Annotated in this window: 16 protein-coding genes; 12 read left to right on the top strand and 4 right to left on the bottom strand. The window is 42.6% G+C overall.

The features are described from left to right. Window positions 1-1,893, top strand: a 1,893-nt coding sequence (locus tag G596_RS0118135) for an InlB B-repeat-containing protein (protein ID WP_026671414.1), incomplete at its 5' end; no start/stop codon positions are given. Between the two features lie 81 nt (window positions 1,894-1,974). Here the strand turns inward: G596_RS0118135 and G596_RS0118130 are convergent. Beyond that, window positions 1,975-3,759, bottom strand: coding sequence for a sensor domain-containing diguanylate cyclase (locus G596_RS0118130; protein WP_022763238.1), 1,785 nt, complete (start codon window positions 3,757-3,759; stop codon window positions 1,975-1,977). A gap of 304 nt (window positions 3,760-4,063) precedes the next feature. Between G596_RS0118130 and G596_RS0118125 the strand changes: the two genes are divergently transcribed. After that, entirely contained in the window at window positions 4,064-4,294 is a 231-nt protein-coding gene (locus G596_RS0118125; RefSeq protein ID WP_022763237.1) for a hypothetical protein, read from the top strand. A gap of 58 nt (window positions 4,295-4,352) precedes the next feature. Beyond that, the gene (locus tag G596_RS0118120; protein ID WP_022763236.1) at window positions 4,353-5,498 is read left to right on the top strand and encodes an ATP-binding protein; all 1,146 of its coding nucleotides are present in this window, start codon (window positions 4,353-4,355) and stop codon (window positions 5,496-5,498) included. 113 nt (window positions 5,499-5,611) lie between these two features. Here the strand turns inward: G596_RS0118120 and G596_RS0118115 are convergent, their stop codons facing one another. Both G596_RS0118115 and G596_RS0118110 read right to left on the bottom strand, forming a co-directional pair. Next, entirely contained in the window at window positions 5,612-7,333 is a 1,722-nt protein-coding gene (locus G596_RS0118115) for a leucine-rich repeat protein (protein WP_022763235.1), read from the bottom strand. A 125-nt stretch (window positions 7,334-7,458) separates the two neighbouring features. After that, window positions 7,459-7,818 (bottom strand): heavy-metal-associated domain-containing protein, encoded by a 360-nt coding sequence (locus G596_RS0118110; RefSeq protein ID WP_022763234.1) that lies wholly within the window; start codon window positions 7,816-7,818, stop codon window positions 7,459-7,461. Window positions 7,819-8,124: 306 nt separating this feature from the next. Between G596_RS0118110 and G596_RS22855 the strand changes: the two genes are divergently transcribed. Beyond that, on the top strand, window positions 8,125-8,376 hold the full coding sequence (locus tag G596_RS22855) for a DUF6110 family protein (protein ID WP_022763232.1): 252 nt from the start codon (window positions 8,125-8,127) through the stop codon (window positions 8,374-8,376). A gap of 6 nt (window positions 8,377-8,382) precedes the next feature. Then, window positions 8,383-10,479, top strand: a complete 2,097-nt coding sequence (locus G596_RS0118095; RefSeq protein ID WP_022763231.1) for a heavy metal translocating P-type ATPase — start codon at window positions 8,383-8,385, stop codon at window positions 10,477-10,479. A gap of 167 nt (window positions 10,480-10,646) precedes the next feature. On the opposite strand, the gene G596_RS0118090 is transcribed toward G596_RS0118095, so the two are convergent. Then, entirely contained in the window at window positions 10,647-11,078 is a 432-nt protein-coding gene (locus G596_RS0118090; protein WP_022763230.1) for a flavodoxin, read from the bottom strand. 196 nt (window positions 11,079-11,274) lie between these two features. Between G596_RS0118090 and G596_RS0118085 the strand changes: the two genes are divergently transcribed. The 7 genes from G596_RS0118085 to G596_RS0118050 all read left to right on the top strand — a co-directional run bounded on the left by G596_RS0118085 (window position 11,275) and on the right by G596_RS0118050 (window position 18,308). Continuing rightward, window positions 11,275-11,826 (top strand): DUF3793 family protein, encoded by a 552-nt coding sequence (locus tag G596_RS0118085; protein ID WP_022763229.1) that lies wholly within the window; start codon window positions 11,275-11,277, stop codon window positions 11,824-11,826. A 487-nt stretch (window positions 11,827-12,313) separates the two neighbouring features. Next, on the top strand, window positions 12,314-12,532 hold the full coding sequence (locus G596_RS0118075; RefSeq protein ID WP_022763227.1) for a FeoA family protein: 219 nt from the start codon (window positions 12,314-12,316) through the stop codon (window positions 12,530-12,532). 172 nt (window positions 12,533-12,704) lie between these two features. Continuing rightward, the gene (feoB, locus tag G596_RS0118070) at window positions 12,705-14,696 is read left to right on the top strand and encodes a ferrous iron transporter B (RefSeq protein ID WP_022763226.1); all 1,992 of its coding nucleotides are present in this window, start codon (window positions 12,705-12,707) and stop codon (window positions 14,694-14,696) included. Window positions 14,697-14,722: 26 nt separating this feature from the next. Then, window positions 14,723-14,866, top strand: coding sequence for a FeoB-associated Cys-rich membrane protein (locus G596_RS24570; protein WP_022763225.1), 144 nt, complete (start codon window positions 14,723-14,725; stop codon window positions 14,864-14,866). 140 nt (window positions 14,867-15,006) lie between these two features. Continuing rightward, window positions 15,007-15,243: a Fur family transcriptional regulator gene (locus tag G596_RS0118060; RefSeq protein ID WP_242829212.1), complete on the top strand. Its 237-nt coding sequence runs from the start codon at window positions 15,007-15,009 to the stop codon at window positions 15,241-15,243. Between the two features lie 33 nt (window positions 15,244-15,276). Further along, window positions 15,277-15,975, top strand: coding sequence for an ABC transporter ATP-binding protein (locus G596_RS0118055; RefSeq protein ID WP_022763223.1), 699 nt, complete (start codon window positions 15,277-15,279; stop codon window positions 15,973-15,975). Window positions 15,976-15,986: 11 nt separating this feature from the next. Continuing rightward, window positions 15,987-18,308: an ABC transporter permease gene (locus tag G596_RS0118050; RefSeq protein WP_022763222.1), complete on the top strand. Its 2,322-nt coding sequence runs from the start codon at window positions 15,987-15,989 to the stop codon at window positions 18,306-18,308. The last annotated feature ends 13 nt before the right edge of the window (window positions 18,309-18,321 follow it).

Here is an 18,321-nt window from a genome sequence, read left to right as displayed (position 1 = left end):
GGAACAACATATGAGCCTGGTAATACATACACACTCACGGATGAGGATGACGTCCTTTATGCGATCTGGGAAGACACCCTTACCTATAAGGCAAACAATGGAACCGGAGATGAAAGTGTAACTTCAGGTGAGATTGGTGAATCACTTATAGTAAAAGAGTGTACCTTTAATGAAACACGTTATACATTTGTTGAATGGAATACTAAGGATGATGGAACCGGTGTAAGTTATAAACCGAATACCAGTACTTATACACTCACAGATAAGGAAGACGTCCTTTATGCAATCTGGGAAGATACGCTTTCCTATGATGCTAATGGCGGTGAGGGTACGATGGAACCCACAACCGGAATTGCGGAAGGTGATGTAACAATTAGCGATAACGAATTCACCAGAGAGGGATACACTTTCAATGGTTGGAATACGGTTGCAAATCCTTCAGACAATGATCCTGGAGCAGCATACAATAACGGAGGTACATACAGATTAACTTCCGGCGATGATATCCTTTATGCTCAGTGGGCTGCAAATTACAACGTATTCTATGATGCTAAAGGAAACGGTGCTGTATCGAATAAGGAAGATACGAATCTTGTACAGCGCACAACAGATAAGATAAAAGGTTCAACAGCTATACCTGACAAGGGATACAGATTTGTTAAATGGATTAAGTATGGTCCGGAGACACCTGAGAATCCTATGGGAACAGAGATAGTTGTTTCCGATAAGGAAGTCCTTGATGCCACGACTATAGCAAATAACCTCAATATTAATCCTGAGACAGAGCTCTATGAGGATACTTATTTCATAGCCGTATTTGAAGAAAGCGATGAAGTATATCACGTTCTTTACATCGGTGAAAAGGGCGGAACTGCATCACCCGGTGACCAGTCAGACAAGCTTCGTTCGTTCGAAAATATAACCGGTTCAACAGCAATTCCTGAAGTCGGATATGAGTTCGAGGGCTGGTACAAGAAGGTTAAGAATGAAGATGGCTCTGAAACATTAGTAAAGATTGAAGGCGCAGAGCAGACTCTTAGCAAGGACCTTGCAAGGGATTATCTTAATAAGAATGAAAAGAACATAGACAATGCAGCCGGTTACACATCAGGTGAGCCGAACGCTTACTACACAACTTATGAAGATACAACCTTTGTTGCTAAGTTCAAGGCAGTTATTTATAACATTACCTATGAATACAGACTTGCAGAGGGTGTTGAGAAACCCGCAAACTGGGATGCACTTGTAACAGAGCTTTCAACACATAACAGAACCGCTATGAGCGGTGAAGAGTTTATGTGTCCTGATCTTCCGACAGTAGATGGATACACCTTCGGCCTTTGGAATATGGAAAAAGTTGCCAAGGAAACTCCTTCAACACTTGGAAAGATACTAAACTTCTTTGGTGATGTTGCAGATTTCATTACAGGTAAGACGGATGTTCGCGCTGAAAGCCAGAAGATGATAATGCCTGCATCAGATATCGTGGTTTACAGTATTGTTACCAAGAATCCTGAACAGCTCGATCCTCAGCCTGATCCTAAGCCCGATCCGAAGCCTACACCTGACGATGACGACGATGATGATGACGATGATACACCTAGAAGACGTCGTAATACACCCGGAAATAATGACAACAATAACAACGATAATAACGACAACACAGGTGATCCTCAGGTACTCGGAGATAAGAGAAATCCCGCTGATGATAAGGCGGTTCTCGGAGCAAAGAGAGACCAGGAAGAAGAGAAGAAGGTACTTGGCGCAAGACGTGGAGGAACCGACGACAACACCAACACTTCCAGAATAATCGTTCTTCTTATCGCAGCCGGAGCAGTAGCAACACTCCTTGTAACAGGTAAGAAACGTAAGGAAGAGGAAGAACAACAGTAAAAAATTCCGACAGGAATTTGAATATCTAACCAATGGGAAACCCCCACCGCTAAGCGGTGGGGGTTTCCTACGTTAATGGTTTTACATTTCAACTTTCACTATACAGTTTCTGCCGCCTTCTTTGGCGTCATACAATGCTTTATCAACTCGAAGGAACATATCCTTTGCATTTACACGTTTACTAACTGTAATAACTCCAAGACTTATGGTAAGGTGTCCGACATCGGGAAAATTGTGGGCTTCTACTCTTTTCCTAAGAGCCTCAGCTATAGACATCGCATCTTCACTTCCGGTATTTGGAAGTATGACGAAGAACTCTTCTCCACCCCATCTTCCCGCATGCCCATCCGGAACGCCGCCCGCGGCATCATCCAAAAGGGCTGCAGTTTCCTTCAATACCAAATCTCCGGTATGGTGGCCGTATTCATCGTTTACACTCTTGAAGTAATCAATGTCTATCATAAGAAGACTGAGAGGTGTTCCGTTTTTGGCTGTTTCATCAAGAAAATCGTAGATAATATCCTCGGTCTTTCCCCTGTTGAAAAGACCGGTGAGAGCATCTCTATCTGCTATAAGCCTTAATTTTTCATTTAGTACCTGAAGGTCTTTCTGTGCTTTCTGGAGTTCCTCCATGGTCGTGTAAACAAGACTTGTCAGCCTTCTCATCTGCGCAGCAGGCCCTTTTAGTACGGAATCATCCACCTGTACCGCGGGAAGTTCTTCGTCAGAGGGTTCTCCCTCGCGCATAGCTATGGAAAGCTGCGTCACATTATGCTCAACAATCTCTCCCGATTCTGTATCGCGAATGACCTCGCCCCAGGTATAGAAACCGGTAGTTGAACATAGCTGCCCGAAGGGCTTTAGCTCCAGATCAACATATCTTTCCCAGAACGCCTTTCGGACGATGCAGGAATAAATGAAAATTGCCTGCGGTTTAAAATCGTGAACCTTTTCAAGTCGCTCATTAACCTGCTTAACGATTGATGCGGGATTTCCGTAGGAAAGCTGGATATCCATCCCTTCCATTACAGAGCCGTGCATATTAAGAGAACCGTCCGCTTCTATGTGAATGGCACTTCTTAGCCACTCTTCGCCGTTATATTCTGCAAGAAGAGGGAAAGTATATCCTTCTTTAGCATTACTATCAAGTCGCCTGTCAATCTCAAGGAACTTTTCATAGATCCCGGAAGCAGGTCTGTTATCCAGCTCGATCAACTTGTGTCCGTCTGCCTTCGTAACTGTGAAGGGGACTCCCAGAGGCTCCCAACCGATAACCTTGTCTATATCTATATGAAAATCGCTGCCGGCAAAGGTTGTTACCAGTATGGAATCATACATAATTCCGCTTGCATCGAACACATAGTGCACCGGAGAATTCATCGTATGACCGCCTGAATAGCCGCCAAAAATCCTTATGGATTTGTCACATTCATCAATTTCATCGAATAATTCTTTGGTATCAAACTCTGTACCGGGAAGTAAAAGCTCTGCGGCTTTAATCTCTGGAATGCTGTCTAGCTGCTCTCTTATTTTTCGGCCGACAGAGGGTTCATTTCCTTTAACATTGTCATAGCGGAATACTTCTGCCGTTGTGCTTTCTAAAAATAGCGCGCCAATAAGGATACCTTTTTTGATAAGGTGTCCGTCCATAATTTCTCCGGCTGACATAGTACCTACGATATCAGCTTCAGGGAACAGCTTCTGAAGTCTCTTCGCAGCATAAGCTGTAAACTTTTCCGCCTCCATACCGCTGTAAATATGAAAAAGTACCTGCTTATATTTGCCGGATTCCCAGGTCTTTATTATTTCTTCAACCTGAATATTGAGTTCGGGCATTTCTTTTAATTCAACAAGGATCTGTTTCAAAACATTAGGCCCTCATGAGTAATATTTTTACATCCTCTTAATATATAAGTTTATAACAATAACAACTTTCATAATAGTTGTAAATTGTGCCCTATTTATTAAAAAAGAGTAAACTGGATGTTCATAAAAAACGATGTTGCAATAAAATAATTATTCTGATATATTACTCATTGATTTTTATTTTCCTAATTTTGTCGATTCGACATTTTTCCATATTTATGAGACCCGAAATGAAGAGACAATCCTTTGTTTCTACTTCTACTATGCGATAATTATGGTAGAATTAGGGAAAGGAGTTTCAAGCATGGAAGAAATATATAATAAGCTTACATCCATACCGGATGCATATTTTGAATTTATAGACAGTGTTATGGCATATGTAAAGAAAAAACCTGAGCGTATCAGAATCGTTGCCGATTTTTTGAATAAAACGGATAATTTGTTGTCATCAGATGTGCTACGCTTTATAATTAGTCAGCCGGACTTTTTTGAGGATGATGTACTTCATACATCCCGTAATTGTCAGCAAGCATAAGTTAAAAACAGTTTGGGGAGCTGCTAGGCTCCCTTTCTATATGTAGAGAGAAGTGCCAATGAATTATACAAAGACCTACGAAGAAATGCTGTCGGATGACAGGAAGAAGCTTTTCATAGATATAAGGGAAAGCGAAGAATTTGAGAAAAACTCGCCACCGGAGGCTGTAAATATTCCGAGGGAAGAGTTCAGGGAAAGAATTGATGAGCTCCCGAAGGATGAGCCGATTTATCTTATCTGCTACTCCGGAAAGTACTCGGATGAGCTGTGCGAGGAACTATCACCCAAGGGATATGAGATTTACAGCATAAAGAGCGGAATTTACAGCTATTATAAATACACCATAGAGCACCAGCTCTCAGATGAAGAAGAGCAGGAAAAGCGCTGCAGGGAAATTGAGAGAAGCATCATCAAGAAGTACAGAAGAGACCTCTGGAGCCAGTTTACAAAGGCTATCAACACCTATGAGCTCATTAAGGACGGCGACAAAATTGCGGTCTGCATCTCCGGTGGTAAGGATTCAATGCTGATGGCAAAACTTTTCCAGGAACTTCTAAAGCATGGAAAGAAGAATTTCGATGTGGTGTACCTGGTTATGAATCCCGGTTACAACGACATCAATTACACCACGATCCTTAATAATGCTAAGCTCATGCAGATTCCGATAACCGTTTTTGATTCGGATATTTTCGATATCGTGGCTGATGAGAGTGGATCGCCTTGTTATCTGTGCGCGAGAATGAGAAGGGGAGCACTTTACAGTAAGGCTAAGGAGCTTGGCTGCAACAAGATTGCCCTTGGGCACCACTACGATGACGTTATCGAGACGATTCTCATGGGAATGCTATACGGCGGGCAGTTCCAGACCATGATGCCCAAGCTTCACAGCACGAATTTTGAGGGCATGGAACTCATCAGGCCCCTCTATCTGATTCGCGAGGAGAGCATTAAAAAATGGAGAGAATACAATAATCTGACCTTCATCAACTGCGCCTGCCGCCTCACAGAGAGCTGTGCAAGCTGCGGCGGTACCGAGAAGGGAAGTAAGCGTGCTGAGATAAAGGAGCTTATCGCAGAGCTTCGTGAGAGAAGCCCCTTCATAGAGGCTAATATTTTTAAGAGCGTTGAGAATGTCCACCTTAATGCGATAGTTGCCTACAAAACAGCAGATGGCGAAAAACATCATTTCCTTGACAGATATTGAGAAATCATTTATGAAAAAATGAAATAATAGGATAAAGAAAAGGGCTGCACTCCATGATTTAGGAGTGCAGCTCTTATTATATGCTGTGTATTCGGCGGATACGCCTCTATGTATTAGTACTTTCTGAACTTATAAACAGCCTTGGAACCGCCTGCCTTTTTAACCTTCTTAACAAGCTTGTTGTATTTTGAGTAGCTTGTAGCTTTGAGAAGGAAGAAGGTGTTGGCATCAGCTGACTTGAATGCATCTTTTCCTAAGGTGTTAAGAACATAGCCCTGAGTTTCAACTCTGATGAGCTTGGTCTTTCCGGAGAAGGCATTAGCGCCGATTTCCTTAACGTTTGCACCGATCATTACTGTTTCGAGCTTTGAGCATTTCTTGAAGGCATTTGCTTCAATCTTTGAAACTTTATAGCTCTTTCCGTCAACTGCAACAGTTGAAGGGATGTTTACATTCTTTATTGTTTTCTTGGTGCACTTTACAAGTGAAACATTATCATCATCTATAACCTTGTAAATAAAGCTTCCGGTTGTGTTATCCTGATCAACAAGATTAACGTTGAAGGAGATGGCTGTACCTTCGTTTGTGCCGTCATCATAGATCATTACAACACTGAGAACTCTGCTTGCGCCCGGGCCATTCTTTGTAAGTGTGATCTTAGGTGTCTTTGGTGTCCATTGAGTCCAGGTAAATGCGCTCTCTTCAGGATTGGTAGTGATGGTCAGACTCTTAAGAATCATGCTGCAGTTGAGCATCGATGAATTGTCAATGAAAACAGGAACAAGTGTAACTGTCTGCTCTGTGCTAAGAAGAGTAGTACGTGTTACGGAATTATCCGGGTTCAGAACTCCGAGTGTAAAGTTCTTGGAATCCTTGAACATTTCCTCACTGTATTTCTGGAGCTTGCTCTTTGTTGTTGAATTGGATCCTTTTGACTCACGGAACTTTGTGCAATAGTCCACACGTGTCAGACCATAGCTCTTCATCTTCTTCTGAGAAGTGTTGAAGCAGGTATAATCAACAGTTCCTTTTGTGGATTTATCGCAGGCTACAAGATCAGTCTCATACCACTTGGTTCCGATTTTTATCTGATTCCAGCATCTGTAGCTGTTGAACAGAATGTCGTTGTTGATCTCAAGCTCATCAAGAAGTGCAGCAAATGCAAGGGCATAACCCTGTGTTGATGCGCGATGCTGAACTAATGCACCATATGCTGTATTCTTCAGATCCTTGTTGTCGATTGCAATCTTTGCATAAGTGGTATTGTTGATAACCATGTCGAAGCACTGGAGTTCCATGACAAAGTTGGTGTCCTCGTCAATGTTCTTCATGATTTTCTTGATTGCCTTTTTGAGTGCCTTTGTCTCGCCGGTGTAATCGTTATCACCGGTTTTCTGAAGGTATGCGTAGCAGGAATACTTGTTGTCCTTGCCCTTGATGGTTAGGAATTTGATCTGTGCCATGGCGCCTGCAATCTCAAGCGGATTGGAATAGATATAAGCGCGGCGGGCATACTTCAAATCATCTGCTGAGTACTTAACTCTCTCCTCAGCGCCGGTATACATTGTATAGAATCCGGCTGAATCAAATTCGGATTTGTTCTTAGCGGTAATCTCGACATCTTTCTCTTTGATCCTGGTATCCAGATACTGATAAGCGTCGTAGATCTTTCTCTCGTTTTCGCTGAGTGAATTGACTATAGACTCTGTTGCTGCCTGTGCTGTGATAGGCTTGGCAATGGCAAATGTCCCCGGAATGATTGTAAGAGCGATGGCTGCCGCGATTATGACAGACTGCACCCTCTTACGAATAGAATTGTTTTTTTTCATTATCATGTTATAACCTCCCGTCAAAAAAAACTTTCTTCGGGATAATTATAACTTATTTTTCGATAAAATAGTTGTTTTTGGACGACGAATTTTTGCTTTTTTTCGTTAATTTTTGCTGAGTCATGATGAGACTACAGAGTAGAAACAACATGAAAATCAAGGTCCTCTATAGCTTTAATGAATATGTCGTTATCAATATCCCTGTCATATTCAATGTCGACAAGCCCCTTTTTCAGGTTCACCTTGCAGGAGGCTCCTTCGATACTGTTTATCACGCGCTTTACTCTGTTTCTGCAATTTTCGCAGTGCATACCTTCAACCTTAAGAGTGGTTTTGCCGATGACGGGATTATCGAGTTTTTTATCGGGCTCTTTAACCACTGAGTTTCCACCTCCGCAGCAGCCACCTTCGCCCCTGAAGTGTTTTATTGATCCTCTAAGCGAGAATGCTATGATTGCCACAATGATTATAACTGCAAAAAAATTAGACATTTTTGTTCCTTCTTTCAAATTGATAAATATTCTCAAATTGTAATATTGAACTGTTGGTTAGTTTATTCTAACATAAATAGTTAGTTAAAGCTAACCTTATTTTTTATGAAGGAGGAAAGTATGAGTCTGAGTGAGCTTTCTATGAATAAGCAGGCCTAATCGAGAAAAATTATCATGTACAAAGCTATCAGCGGCTATGTGATTATGATATGCTTAAAAAGCAAACAAATGCGGGAGGAATCTTGCATTTGTTTGTTTTCATATACGGACAATTAGATTTTGCTAACAAAGAAGGAGATTGGAAAAATGATTAAGAATTGGAAGCATTGTGCATGGTTTTTAGGCGGAGTTCTTTTCGGAACAGCAGGTATTAAAGTTTTATCCAGTAAGGATGCAAAGAAGTGCTACACACATACAACAGCAGCAGTACTTCGCGCTAAAGAGTGCGTGATGGATACCGCGAACAAGGTTCAGGAGAACTGCGGAGATGTCCTTGCGGAAGCTAAAGAAATCAATGAAGAGCGCAAGGCTAAGGAAGACGTCGTAGTCGGAGAGTAATAACACATGAAAATAGTCATAAAACATGAGATAAACGGCCGAATCCGCTTTTCCATGCCCAAGAGACGGTTTTCATTCGAAGAGGCAGATAGATTACAGTACTATCTGCTTTCTCTTAACGGGGTGGAAAAGGCGACCGTCTATGAGAGAAGCGCGGATGCAGTAGTTGTCTATAAGGGAGACAGGGAAGAACTCCTTGAGAGCATACTGAAATTCGATGCCGATTCGGAGGATGTGAAGGCTCTTGTTCCGGAAAATACCGGGCGTGAACTCATGGCATCCTATAAAGAAAAGCTCATAACCAATGTGGTTATTCACTATGGCTGCAGAGTATTTCTGCCATCACCTCTTCGAAGGATAAAAGCGTGGATCCTTGCTTTGAAGTTTATCAAAAAAGGACTGGTGAGCCTGTTTAAGAAAAAGAGGCTCGAGGTTTCAGCCCTTGATGCAACTGCCATAACGGTTTCACTTTTAACAGATGATTATGAGACCGCATCCTCTGTCATGTTCCTGCTGGGAGTAGGAGATTTGCTTGAGGAGTGGACTCATAAGAAATCTGTAGACGACCTCGCGAGAAGCATGGCGCTTAAGTCGGACAGAGTATGGCTTAAAAAGGACGGAGTAGAGGTTCAGGTTCCGATAAATCAGGTGGCTCCGGGTGATGAGATTTCCGTTAGAGTCGGAAGCGTAATCCCGCTTGATGGAACCGTGGTTGCCGGAGAGGCAATGGTCAACCAGGCGACACTTACCGGAGAGGGTATTCCTGTTGAAAAGAAGGAAGGTGCCTATGTCTATGCCGGCACGGTTATCGAAGAGGGCGATATAGTCCTGAAAGTAGAAAAGGCATCCGGTGCAACCAGATATGAGAAAATCATCAAGATGATCGAGGAGTCTGAGCAGCTTAAGTCAGGCGTAGAGTCAAGGGCTGAGCATCTTGCGGACAGGCTTGTTCCATATACTCTCGGAGGAACTGTTCTAGCATACCTCCTGACGAGAAATGTAACGAAGGCGCTGTCGGTTCTAATGGTTGATTTTTCCTGTGCACTAAAGCTCTCGATGCCGGTAACCGTGTTATCAGCTATGCGTGAGTGTCAGGATAACCACCTCACCGTAAAAGGAGGAAAATTCCTTGAGGCTATCGCTGATGCGGATACCATCGTTTTTGATAAGACAGGAACGCTTACTATGGCTACTCCGAAGGTTGTGGATGTAGTCACATTCTCAGGGAATGACAAGGACGAGATGCTTCGGATAGCGGCATGTCTCGAGGAGCATTATCCTCATTCCATTGCGAATGCCGTGGTTGCAAAGGCTGCAGAAAAAGGGCTTGAGCACAATGAGATGCACAGCAAAGTGGAATATGTCGTTGCTCATGGAATAGCATCAACCATTGAGGATAAGAAGGTCGTAATCGGAAGCTGGCACTTTGTCATGGAAGATGAAGCGTGCACTATTCCTGAAGGAGAGCAGGATAAGCTTGATAATATATCAAAGCGTTATTCAAGGCTGTTTTTGGCTATAGGCGGACAGCTCGCGGCAGTAATCTGCCTGGAGGATCCGCTTAGGCCTGAAGCTCCGGATGTTATTAAAAAACTGCATGAGGCAGGCTTTAAGAACATCGTCATGATGACCGGTGACTCTAAACATATCGCTAAAAGAGTAGCTAAGAAGGTAGGAGTTGACTCATATTATGCTGAGGTTCTGCCTGAGGAGAAGGCAGGATTTGTTCAGCAGGAAAAGGCGAAGGGTCATACGGTTGTCATGATCGGAGACGGAATCAACGATTCACCGGCTCTATCGGAAGCGGACTGCGGCATTGCAATAAGTGAAGGCGCACAGCTTGCAAGACAAATTGCGGATGTGATGATATCCGAGGATGATCTGTACAAACTTATTACCTTGAAGGAACTCAGCGGACTCCTAATGAAGAGAATTCATTTCAACTATCGCTTTGTTGTGGGATTCAACCTGGGGCTTATAGCGCTGGGACTTCTTGGAACCATAACACCTGCCACGAGCGCTACGCTGCATAACGGCTCAACCATAGCGCTCGGACTTCGCAGTATGACGAACCTGAGAAGAGAAGATAATGAGAGGGGGTAACATGAATTACCATAAGTTTTTCGCTTGGGCTACAGTAATTTGTTTTTTGCTGACAATGTATACAGGGTATAAAAAACAATAAGTTAAAAAAGAAATGAGACCGGAGGATCTGATCGTTTCCGGTCTCATTTCTTTTTGAAGAAACATGTATGAAGGATTAGTGCGCTTTACGCCTGTGCAAGCATTCTTCCAAGGTCTTCACACTGTGAGATTGCATCATCGTCCGGTGCGTTGTTGGCGATTACACCTTCGCCGCCGATAATTGAAGCTCCGGCAGCTACAAGTCTGTCCTGCCAGTCTCTCATCCACTGACCGTCACCCCATCCGTAGGAACCAAAGAGTGCAACCTTCTTGCCACTGCACTTGGTCTCATAGTCTGCCATGAAGGGCTCAACGATACTCTCTTCAAGAACTTCGGCGCCCATGGCGGGACATCCGAAAGCTATAACTGATTCACTTGCTGCATCAGCAGGACTGATAGAACTGAAGGAAGCTACTTCTGCTTCGCCGCCTGCGCCTGTTATTCCGTTTGCAACAGCATCTGCCATTGCCTGAGTGTTCCCGCTCCCACTCCAAAATATTACTTTAACTTTACTCATACTTTTTCCATCCTTTCATCTAACAAATAAATTTCCTTGCAAAATAAGTTAGCAAATGCTAACATAATAATCAAGAGAGGTAATTGATAACATTTATCACGATGTAAACAAGTGACAAAAAATCCCGATGATAGGCGGGTTTTTATTTGAGAAGAATGTTAGCAATACCTAACACTTACGGCGGAGGGATATACCAATGGGGGATCAATTATTGATCAGGTTATGCTCGCCTACCTTGGCGGGACTAAAGACGGGGAATCTTTTTACGGTAGATATTGATGACAGGGAGAAGTTCAATAAGGAGGTCAGGGAGTTTAACAGCAGATTCTTATCAAAAGGAATCCGCATGATACCCGTAAAATATTCAAAGGGTCACGTACTCATATATTTATACAGACCTTCATATCTTAAAAGAGATTTTAGAAGCGATGAGGTATGCAGAATATTAAAAGAAAAAGGTTATTCATACAGTAACGCAGACCTGTGTGTGGCGCAGCTTGCAAGGCATCTTGCAAAGGACGGCACGTTCCCTCATGAGATAGGGCTGTTTCTTGGCTATCCGGTGGAAGATGTTTTGGGTTTTATGCGAAGCCCTGAGGAGGGTGTGAAGTATACAGGGTTCTGGAAGGTATACGGAGATATGGACTCCGCACTCAAAACCTTCGACAGATACAAGAAGTGCACCGAAATATACAGCAGAGCTCATAAGCACGGCATATCACTGGATAAACTGACTGTAGCAAGTTAATAGAGGAGGTGGGCATATGCTTACATGGAATCATATTTTGAAAAAAAGGATAATGCTTTCTCTTGTCTGGATTGTCGGGGTGATCGTTTTTATAGGAATGGCGATAGCGCTGTTTTGATATGATTTTTTACGCAAATCTCAAGACCCATGATAAAAGTGCTTTCTTTGAACAGTCGAATTATTTTTTCAAAATTTTGAGCGTGTAAAAAATGGTTTTTAGAAAAAATTCAGAAACAGGGTTGACAATAAAGTTAGCAAATGCTAACATACATTTTGTTAGTAATAACTAACGTATGACGCACATAGTCATAAGAAATCTCCTACCTGAAAAGCCGCATCTTGCCAATGCGGCTTTCATTTATATTAAAAAACTTTTAAATTATAAGATTTCTTATTGACAATTATTCTTAATAAGAATATCCTATGTATGAAGTTAGCGACGGCTAATTAATTGTTATGCTTTGCTAACTGGTTTAAGGAGGATTATATGACACTTAACGAAGTAGAACCCGGTAAAGAATATGTAATAGATGAGATAGATACCAGCGGAGATGAGGAGATGGAAAGCTTTCTCTTTTCGCTTGGTTGCTACAGCGGTGAGAACATTACTGTTGTTGATAAGAAAAGGAATCTGGTGGTCGCTATAAAGGATGCAAGATATAATATTGATCCGGAGTTAGCGAACGCTATCAAAATTCGAGCTTAATGCTAAGCAAAACGCCCAAATAATATTAGTTGCTAATAAAAAATGGAATAAAACATTAACAACTGATAAAATCGACAGGGTGTTAGCATATGCTATCAAAACACGTTATAACTTCTCAGAGTAATTACTCTGGATAATTATAAATTTTTAAAGTTTTTTAGGAGGAAAAGTAATGAGAATCGCAATGGCAGGTAATCCCAACAGCGGTAAGACGACCATGTACAACGCTCTCACGGGACGCAGCGAGAAGATTGGTAACTGGGCAGGTGTTACCGTTGACAAGAAAGAGAGTGTCATCAAAAAGAGTTTCTATGATGGCGGAAAGGAGCTGATCGCGGTAGATCTTCCAGGTGCATATTCCATGTCACCGTTTACATCAGAGGAGAGCATCACCAGCGGTTATGTAAAAAACGAGCATCCCGACGCTATCATCAATATTGTTGATGCGACAAATCTTAGCAGAAGTCTTTTCTTTACGACGCAGCTTCTGGAATTGGGGGTTCCTGTAGTTGTTGCGCTTAATAAGACAGATGCGAACGATAAGAAGGGCAACACTATTGATGAAAAGTTGTTATCCGAAAAGCTTGGCTGTCCAGTAATTAAGACAGTGGCAACCTCTGGGACAGGTCTTAAGGAAGTTGTAAAGGCCGCTGCAGAGCTTCAGGGTAAGGGACAGAAGGAGCCTTACGTTCAGGGTGATATCGATCTTACCGATAAGGCTGCGGTGGAGACTGCCGACAGAAAGCGTTTTGAATTTGTAAACAGCATTGTTAAAGAAGTTGAGAATCGTAAGGTTCTTACAAAGGATAAGAACTTCGGCGATACAATTGACAGCGTTGTTACACATCCTGTTCTCGGTATTGTAATCTTTGCCGCAGTAATGTGGCTTGTATTCTATATTTCACAGACAACCGTAGGAACCTGGCTTTCAGAGCTTCTTGCAGGTTACATTGAGTCTTTCCAGGGCTTTGTTGGAGATAAGATGGCTGATGCCAATCCGCTTCTCTATGCGATCCTTGTTGATGGTATCATCGGCGGTGTCGGTGCCGTTGTTGGATTCCTTCCTCTTGTTATGGTTATGTACTTCCTCATCGCACTTCTTGAGGACTGTGGTTACATGGCCAGAGCGACAGTAGTTCTTGATCCTATTTTCAAGAGAGTAGGTCTTTCAGGAAAATCCGTTATCCCAATGATTATCGGTACAGGCTGCGGAATCCCCGCTATCATGGCTTGCCGTACAATCAGAAACGAGCGAGAAAGACGTTCAACAGCTATGCTTGCAACCTTCATGCCCTGCGGAGCAAAGCTTCCTGTTATTGCACTTTTTGCAGGCGCATTCTTCCCTGAGTCAAGATGGGTTGGATTCGTAAGTTATTTTGTTGGAATCCTTCTTATCCTTCTCGGAGCATTGCTTATCAAGGCTATCACAGGTATGAAGTACAGAAAGAGTTTCTTCATCATCGAGCTTCCCGAGTACAAGGTACCCAGCCTTATGTTTGCGATTAAGTCAATGCTTGAGAGAGGTAAGGCATATATCGTAAAGGCAGGAACAGTAATTCTTGTATGTAACACAGTAGTTCAGATCATGAGCACCTTCAATTTCAGCTTCCAGCCTGTCGAAGAGGGTATGGAGAGCACATCAATCCTTGCAGGCATCGCAGGACCTTTTGCTTACCTTCTTGTTCCGGTTGTTGGTATTGCCAGCTGGCAGCTCGCAGCAGCAGCTATCACAGGCTTCATTGCAAAGGAGAACGTTGTAGGTACAATCGCTACAGTATATGCGATTTCAAATCTTATCGATACAGAGGAACTTGAGCTTATCGGAGAAGGTAATGCAGTTGCAGCAGTTATGGGTATTACAAAGGTTGCGGCTCTTGCATATCTGATGTTCAACCTTTACACACCTCCGTGCTTTGCAGCTCTCGGTGCTATGAATTCAGAGATGAAGTCAGCCAAGTGGCTCTGGGGCGCAATCGGACTTCAGCTTGCTACAGGCTTCACCGTTGGTTTCCTTGTATACCAGGTAGGTACACTTATTACCACAGGTTCCTTCGGAACCGGCTTTGCATTCGGACTTATTGCAATTGCAGTATTTGCAGGCATTGTAGTATATTTGATTAAGAGAAACCAGAGAGAAATGGTACTTGAGTACAAGCTTGATTAAAAGGATTTATTGATTTAGGAGTAATTATGAGTAATTTTATTGCAGGTGCAGTTATTGTACTGCTTGTGGGATTGGCCTCAGGTTATATCTATAAAGAAAAGAAAAAAGGAACTCATTGTATAGGTTGTCCCATGGCAGGAAACTGTCATAAGACAAAGACCTGCAAATGATTAAGAAAAAGACAAGACCCGCCTCGTGCGGGCCTTGTTTTAAACAGAGAGTTAGCAAAAGCTAACTTGCAAGAGGGGGCAACTTTTTATCAGTTATTTACTTATTTGTGGTGACGAAAAATAATCAAATTGGGGATATAATGATGAGTAATGAACAGATAATTACAGCGCTTAGAGATAAGGGAATGCGAATTACAAAGCAGAGAAAAATCGTGGCAAATGTCATTGCTGAAAATGATGGAGCATCATGTAAGGATATATGCTGTATTGTGCGAGCAAAGGACAAATCCATCGGGACTGCCACGGTATATCGCATGATCAAAGCGCTTGAGGATATAGGTATCGTTGAAAGAATCGATATGATCAAGCTTCACTGAGCGCATAGGATTTATGGTATGAAGGGGAAAGTTATGCAGCTGGAATTACAGAATATTAAAAAGTCATACGGCGAAAACGGAAGCCGTGTGGAGGTTCTAAAGGACATAAGTCTGAGTGTGGAAAAGGGCGAATTTGTGGTGCTTCTGGGCCCGTCAGGATCGGGCAAATCCACTTTGCTAAATATAATAGGCGGAATAGACAACGCCGATTCCGGGAAGATAATCATCCGGGATAAGAGTATGTCGGATATGGATGAAAAGACGCTGACGGCATACAGAAGAGATCATCTTGGGTACATTTTTCAGATGTACAATCTTATACCGAATCTGACGGTAAGAGAAAATATCGAAGTAGGAGCATATCTCTCCAAAAATCCATTGAACATAGATGAAATAATAAGTGTTTTGGGACTTACCGAGCACCAGAATAAGGTTCCGAGTCAGCTCTCCGGAGGCCAGCAACAGCGCTGTGCAATAGGAAGAGCCATAATTAAAAATCCCGACATTTTGCTGTGTGATGAACCGACAGGTGCTCTGGATTACAACACTTCAAAAGAAATTCTGGCATTAATTGAAGAGGTTAATCAGAAATATGGTAATACGGTCATTATGGTCACTCATAACGACGCCATAAAGAATATGGCCGATTTTGTAGTGAAACTGCGAGACGGTGTTATCCGTAAGAGCTACAGAAACGAAGAGAAGCTTTCAGCGGCGGAGCTTGACTGGTAAAGGAGCATGGTATGAAAAATCCGTTAAATAAAAGGCTCCTTCGCGAGCTAAAAGGGGATATCGGAAAATACATAGTTATTTTCATATTGATGGTTCTGTCCATAGGCTTCGTTTCGGGATTCCTGGTTGCCGGGGAGAGCATGATCAAGGCATATAATGAGAGCTTTGAAAAGTACGCCGTCGAGGATGGTAATTTCAGGACGGAAGATCCTCTCACCGCTTCGCAGAAGGCGCGGATAGAGAAAAAGGGAGTTACGATATATGAAAACTTCTATGTGGAAAAGGAGTTTGATAATAACACAAAGCTTAGAATCTATCCAAACAGAGAAGAGATAGACAGAGCCTGTTTGATGAAGGGGAGCTTCCCCGAGGCTGATCTGGAGATCGCAATTGACAGGATGTATGCGGACAATAACAGCTTAAGTGTCGGGGATACGCTGGTTTCGGGCGGGAAAACCTACAACATAGTAGGACTCGTAGCATTGTCGGATTATACAGCGCTTTTTTACAGTAATAACGACATGATGTTCGACTCCTCTGCCTTCGGAGTTGCCGTTGTATCGGGAAAACAGTTTGCGGAGTATCCTGACAGTGAGGTTCAGTATAACTACGCCTGGCTTTATGATAAGAAACCTGCCGGTGAAGAAGAGGAAAAAGAGGTTTCCGATGAGCTTATGGAGGCCATCTCAAATAAGGCGGACCTTGAGAGTTTTACCCCTCAGTATCTGAATCAGTCCATCAAATTCGCAGGAGATGATCTGGGAAAAGATAAGGCAATGATGACGGTTCTTTTATACATAATCATCATTATTGTTGCCTTTGTTTTCGGAGTTACCATAAATAATACGATTCATAAGGAAGCCACGGTTATAGGAACTCTTAGGGCTTCCGGATATACCATAAATGAGCTGATAAGGCATTATATGGCGATGCCGCTTCTGGTCACCGTCATCGCGGCTATTATAGGAAATATTCTGGGATATACCTGTTTCAAAGAGGAATGCGTTGCAATGTACTACGGCAGCTATTCACTACCGACCTATGTGACGGTGTGGAGCGCCGAAGCATTTCTTAAGACGACAATAATCCCGCTGATAATCATGATGGTAATCACTTATGTTGTACTACGAAGAAAGCTTTCTATAAGTCCGCTAAAGCTGATAAGGCGCGATCTGTCGGCAAAGAAGCAGAAAGCTGCGGTGCCTTTAAATAAGAACATCAGCTTTTTCAACAGGTTCAGAATAAGAATACTCATACAGAATAAAAGCAGTTACATTATTCTGTTTTTGGGACTTTTGTTTGCAAACATGCTGCTCTTTTTTGGAATGATGCTTCCACCGATACTCGTTCATTATCAGGGAATTGTGACGGATACTATGCTGGCAAAGCACATTTATCTTTTGCAGATTCCGGCAGGTGCTATAGATTCAGATAATGAACTCTCGGCAGCTTTTTCCTATGTGGTTTTGAAGAGTAAGATAAATACCAATAACAGAGACGCGGAGAAGTTCTCGGCAAGCAGCTTAAAGACAACCGGCGAGGGCGGAACGAGAGTCGAGGATGTGACCATCTACGGTGTCAAGGAAAACAGCAGGTATATAAACGCCGATTTTGATGAAAAAACGGTGCTGATTTCATCGGCGTATGCAGATAAGTATGACCTTAAAAAGGGAGCCGTCATAACATTGAAGGAACCTTACGAGGATAAGTATTATGGTTTCAAGGTCACGGGAATCTATGACTACGACGGCGGAATTACTGTGTTTATGAGTCAGAAGCATCTGAACAGTGTACTGGGCTATGACGAGGAATTTTTCTCGGGATACTTTTCGGACACGGAGATTACTGACATAGACAAAAAATATATCGGCACAACTGTAGATGAGGAGTCGCTTACAAGAGTTTCAAGGCAGCTTATGATTTCTATGGGAAATCTTATGTATATGGTGGACGGCTTTTCAGTGATAATGTTCATCGTGCTGATGTATCTGCTGTCGAAGCTTATTATTGAGAGAAATGTTCAGTCAATATCGATGACAAAGATTCTGGGATATTCCAGAAAAGAGATTGCAGCGCTTTATATTATTCCGACGGCGCTGGTGGTGATTTTTTCACTGCTGATCTCGTATCCGATACTGTCTTATGTGATGGTGGAGATATTCAGGGTGATGCTGAAGCAGATGATGAGCGGCTGGATGATTATATGGCTTGATCCGTCAGTTTACGTTAAAATGTTTCTTATGGGAGTGCTGACCTATGTGGTTGTGGCTGTGATCGAATATCGAAAGATCGGGCGTATTCCCATGAGTGAAGCACTTAAGAACGTGGAGTGATAAGGAGTTAAGG

This window comes from Butyrivibrio sp. AD3002, from assembly GCF_000420905.1.
Lineage (GTDB): Bacteria > Bacillota > Clostridia > Lachnospirales > Lachnospiraceae > Butyrivibrio.
Note: the sequence above shows the minus strand (reverse complement) of the source record. Positions and strands in the feature narration are given on the sequence as shown.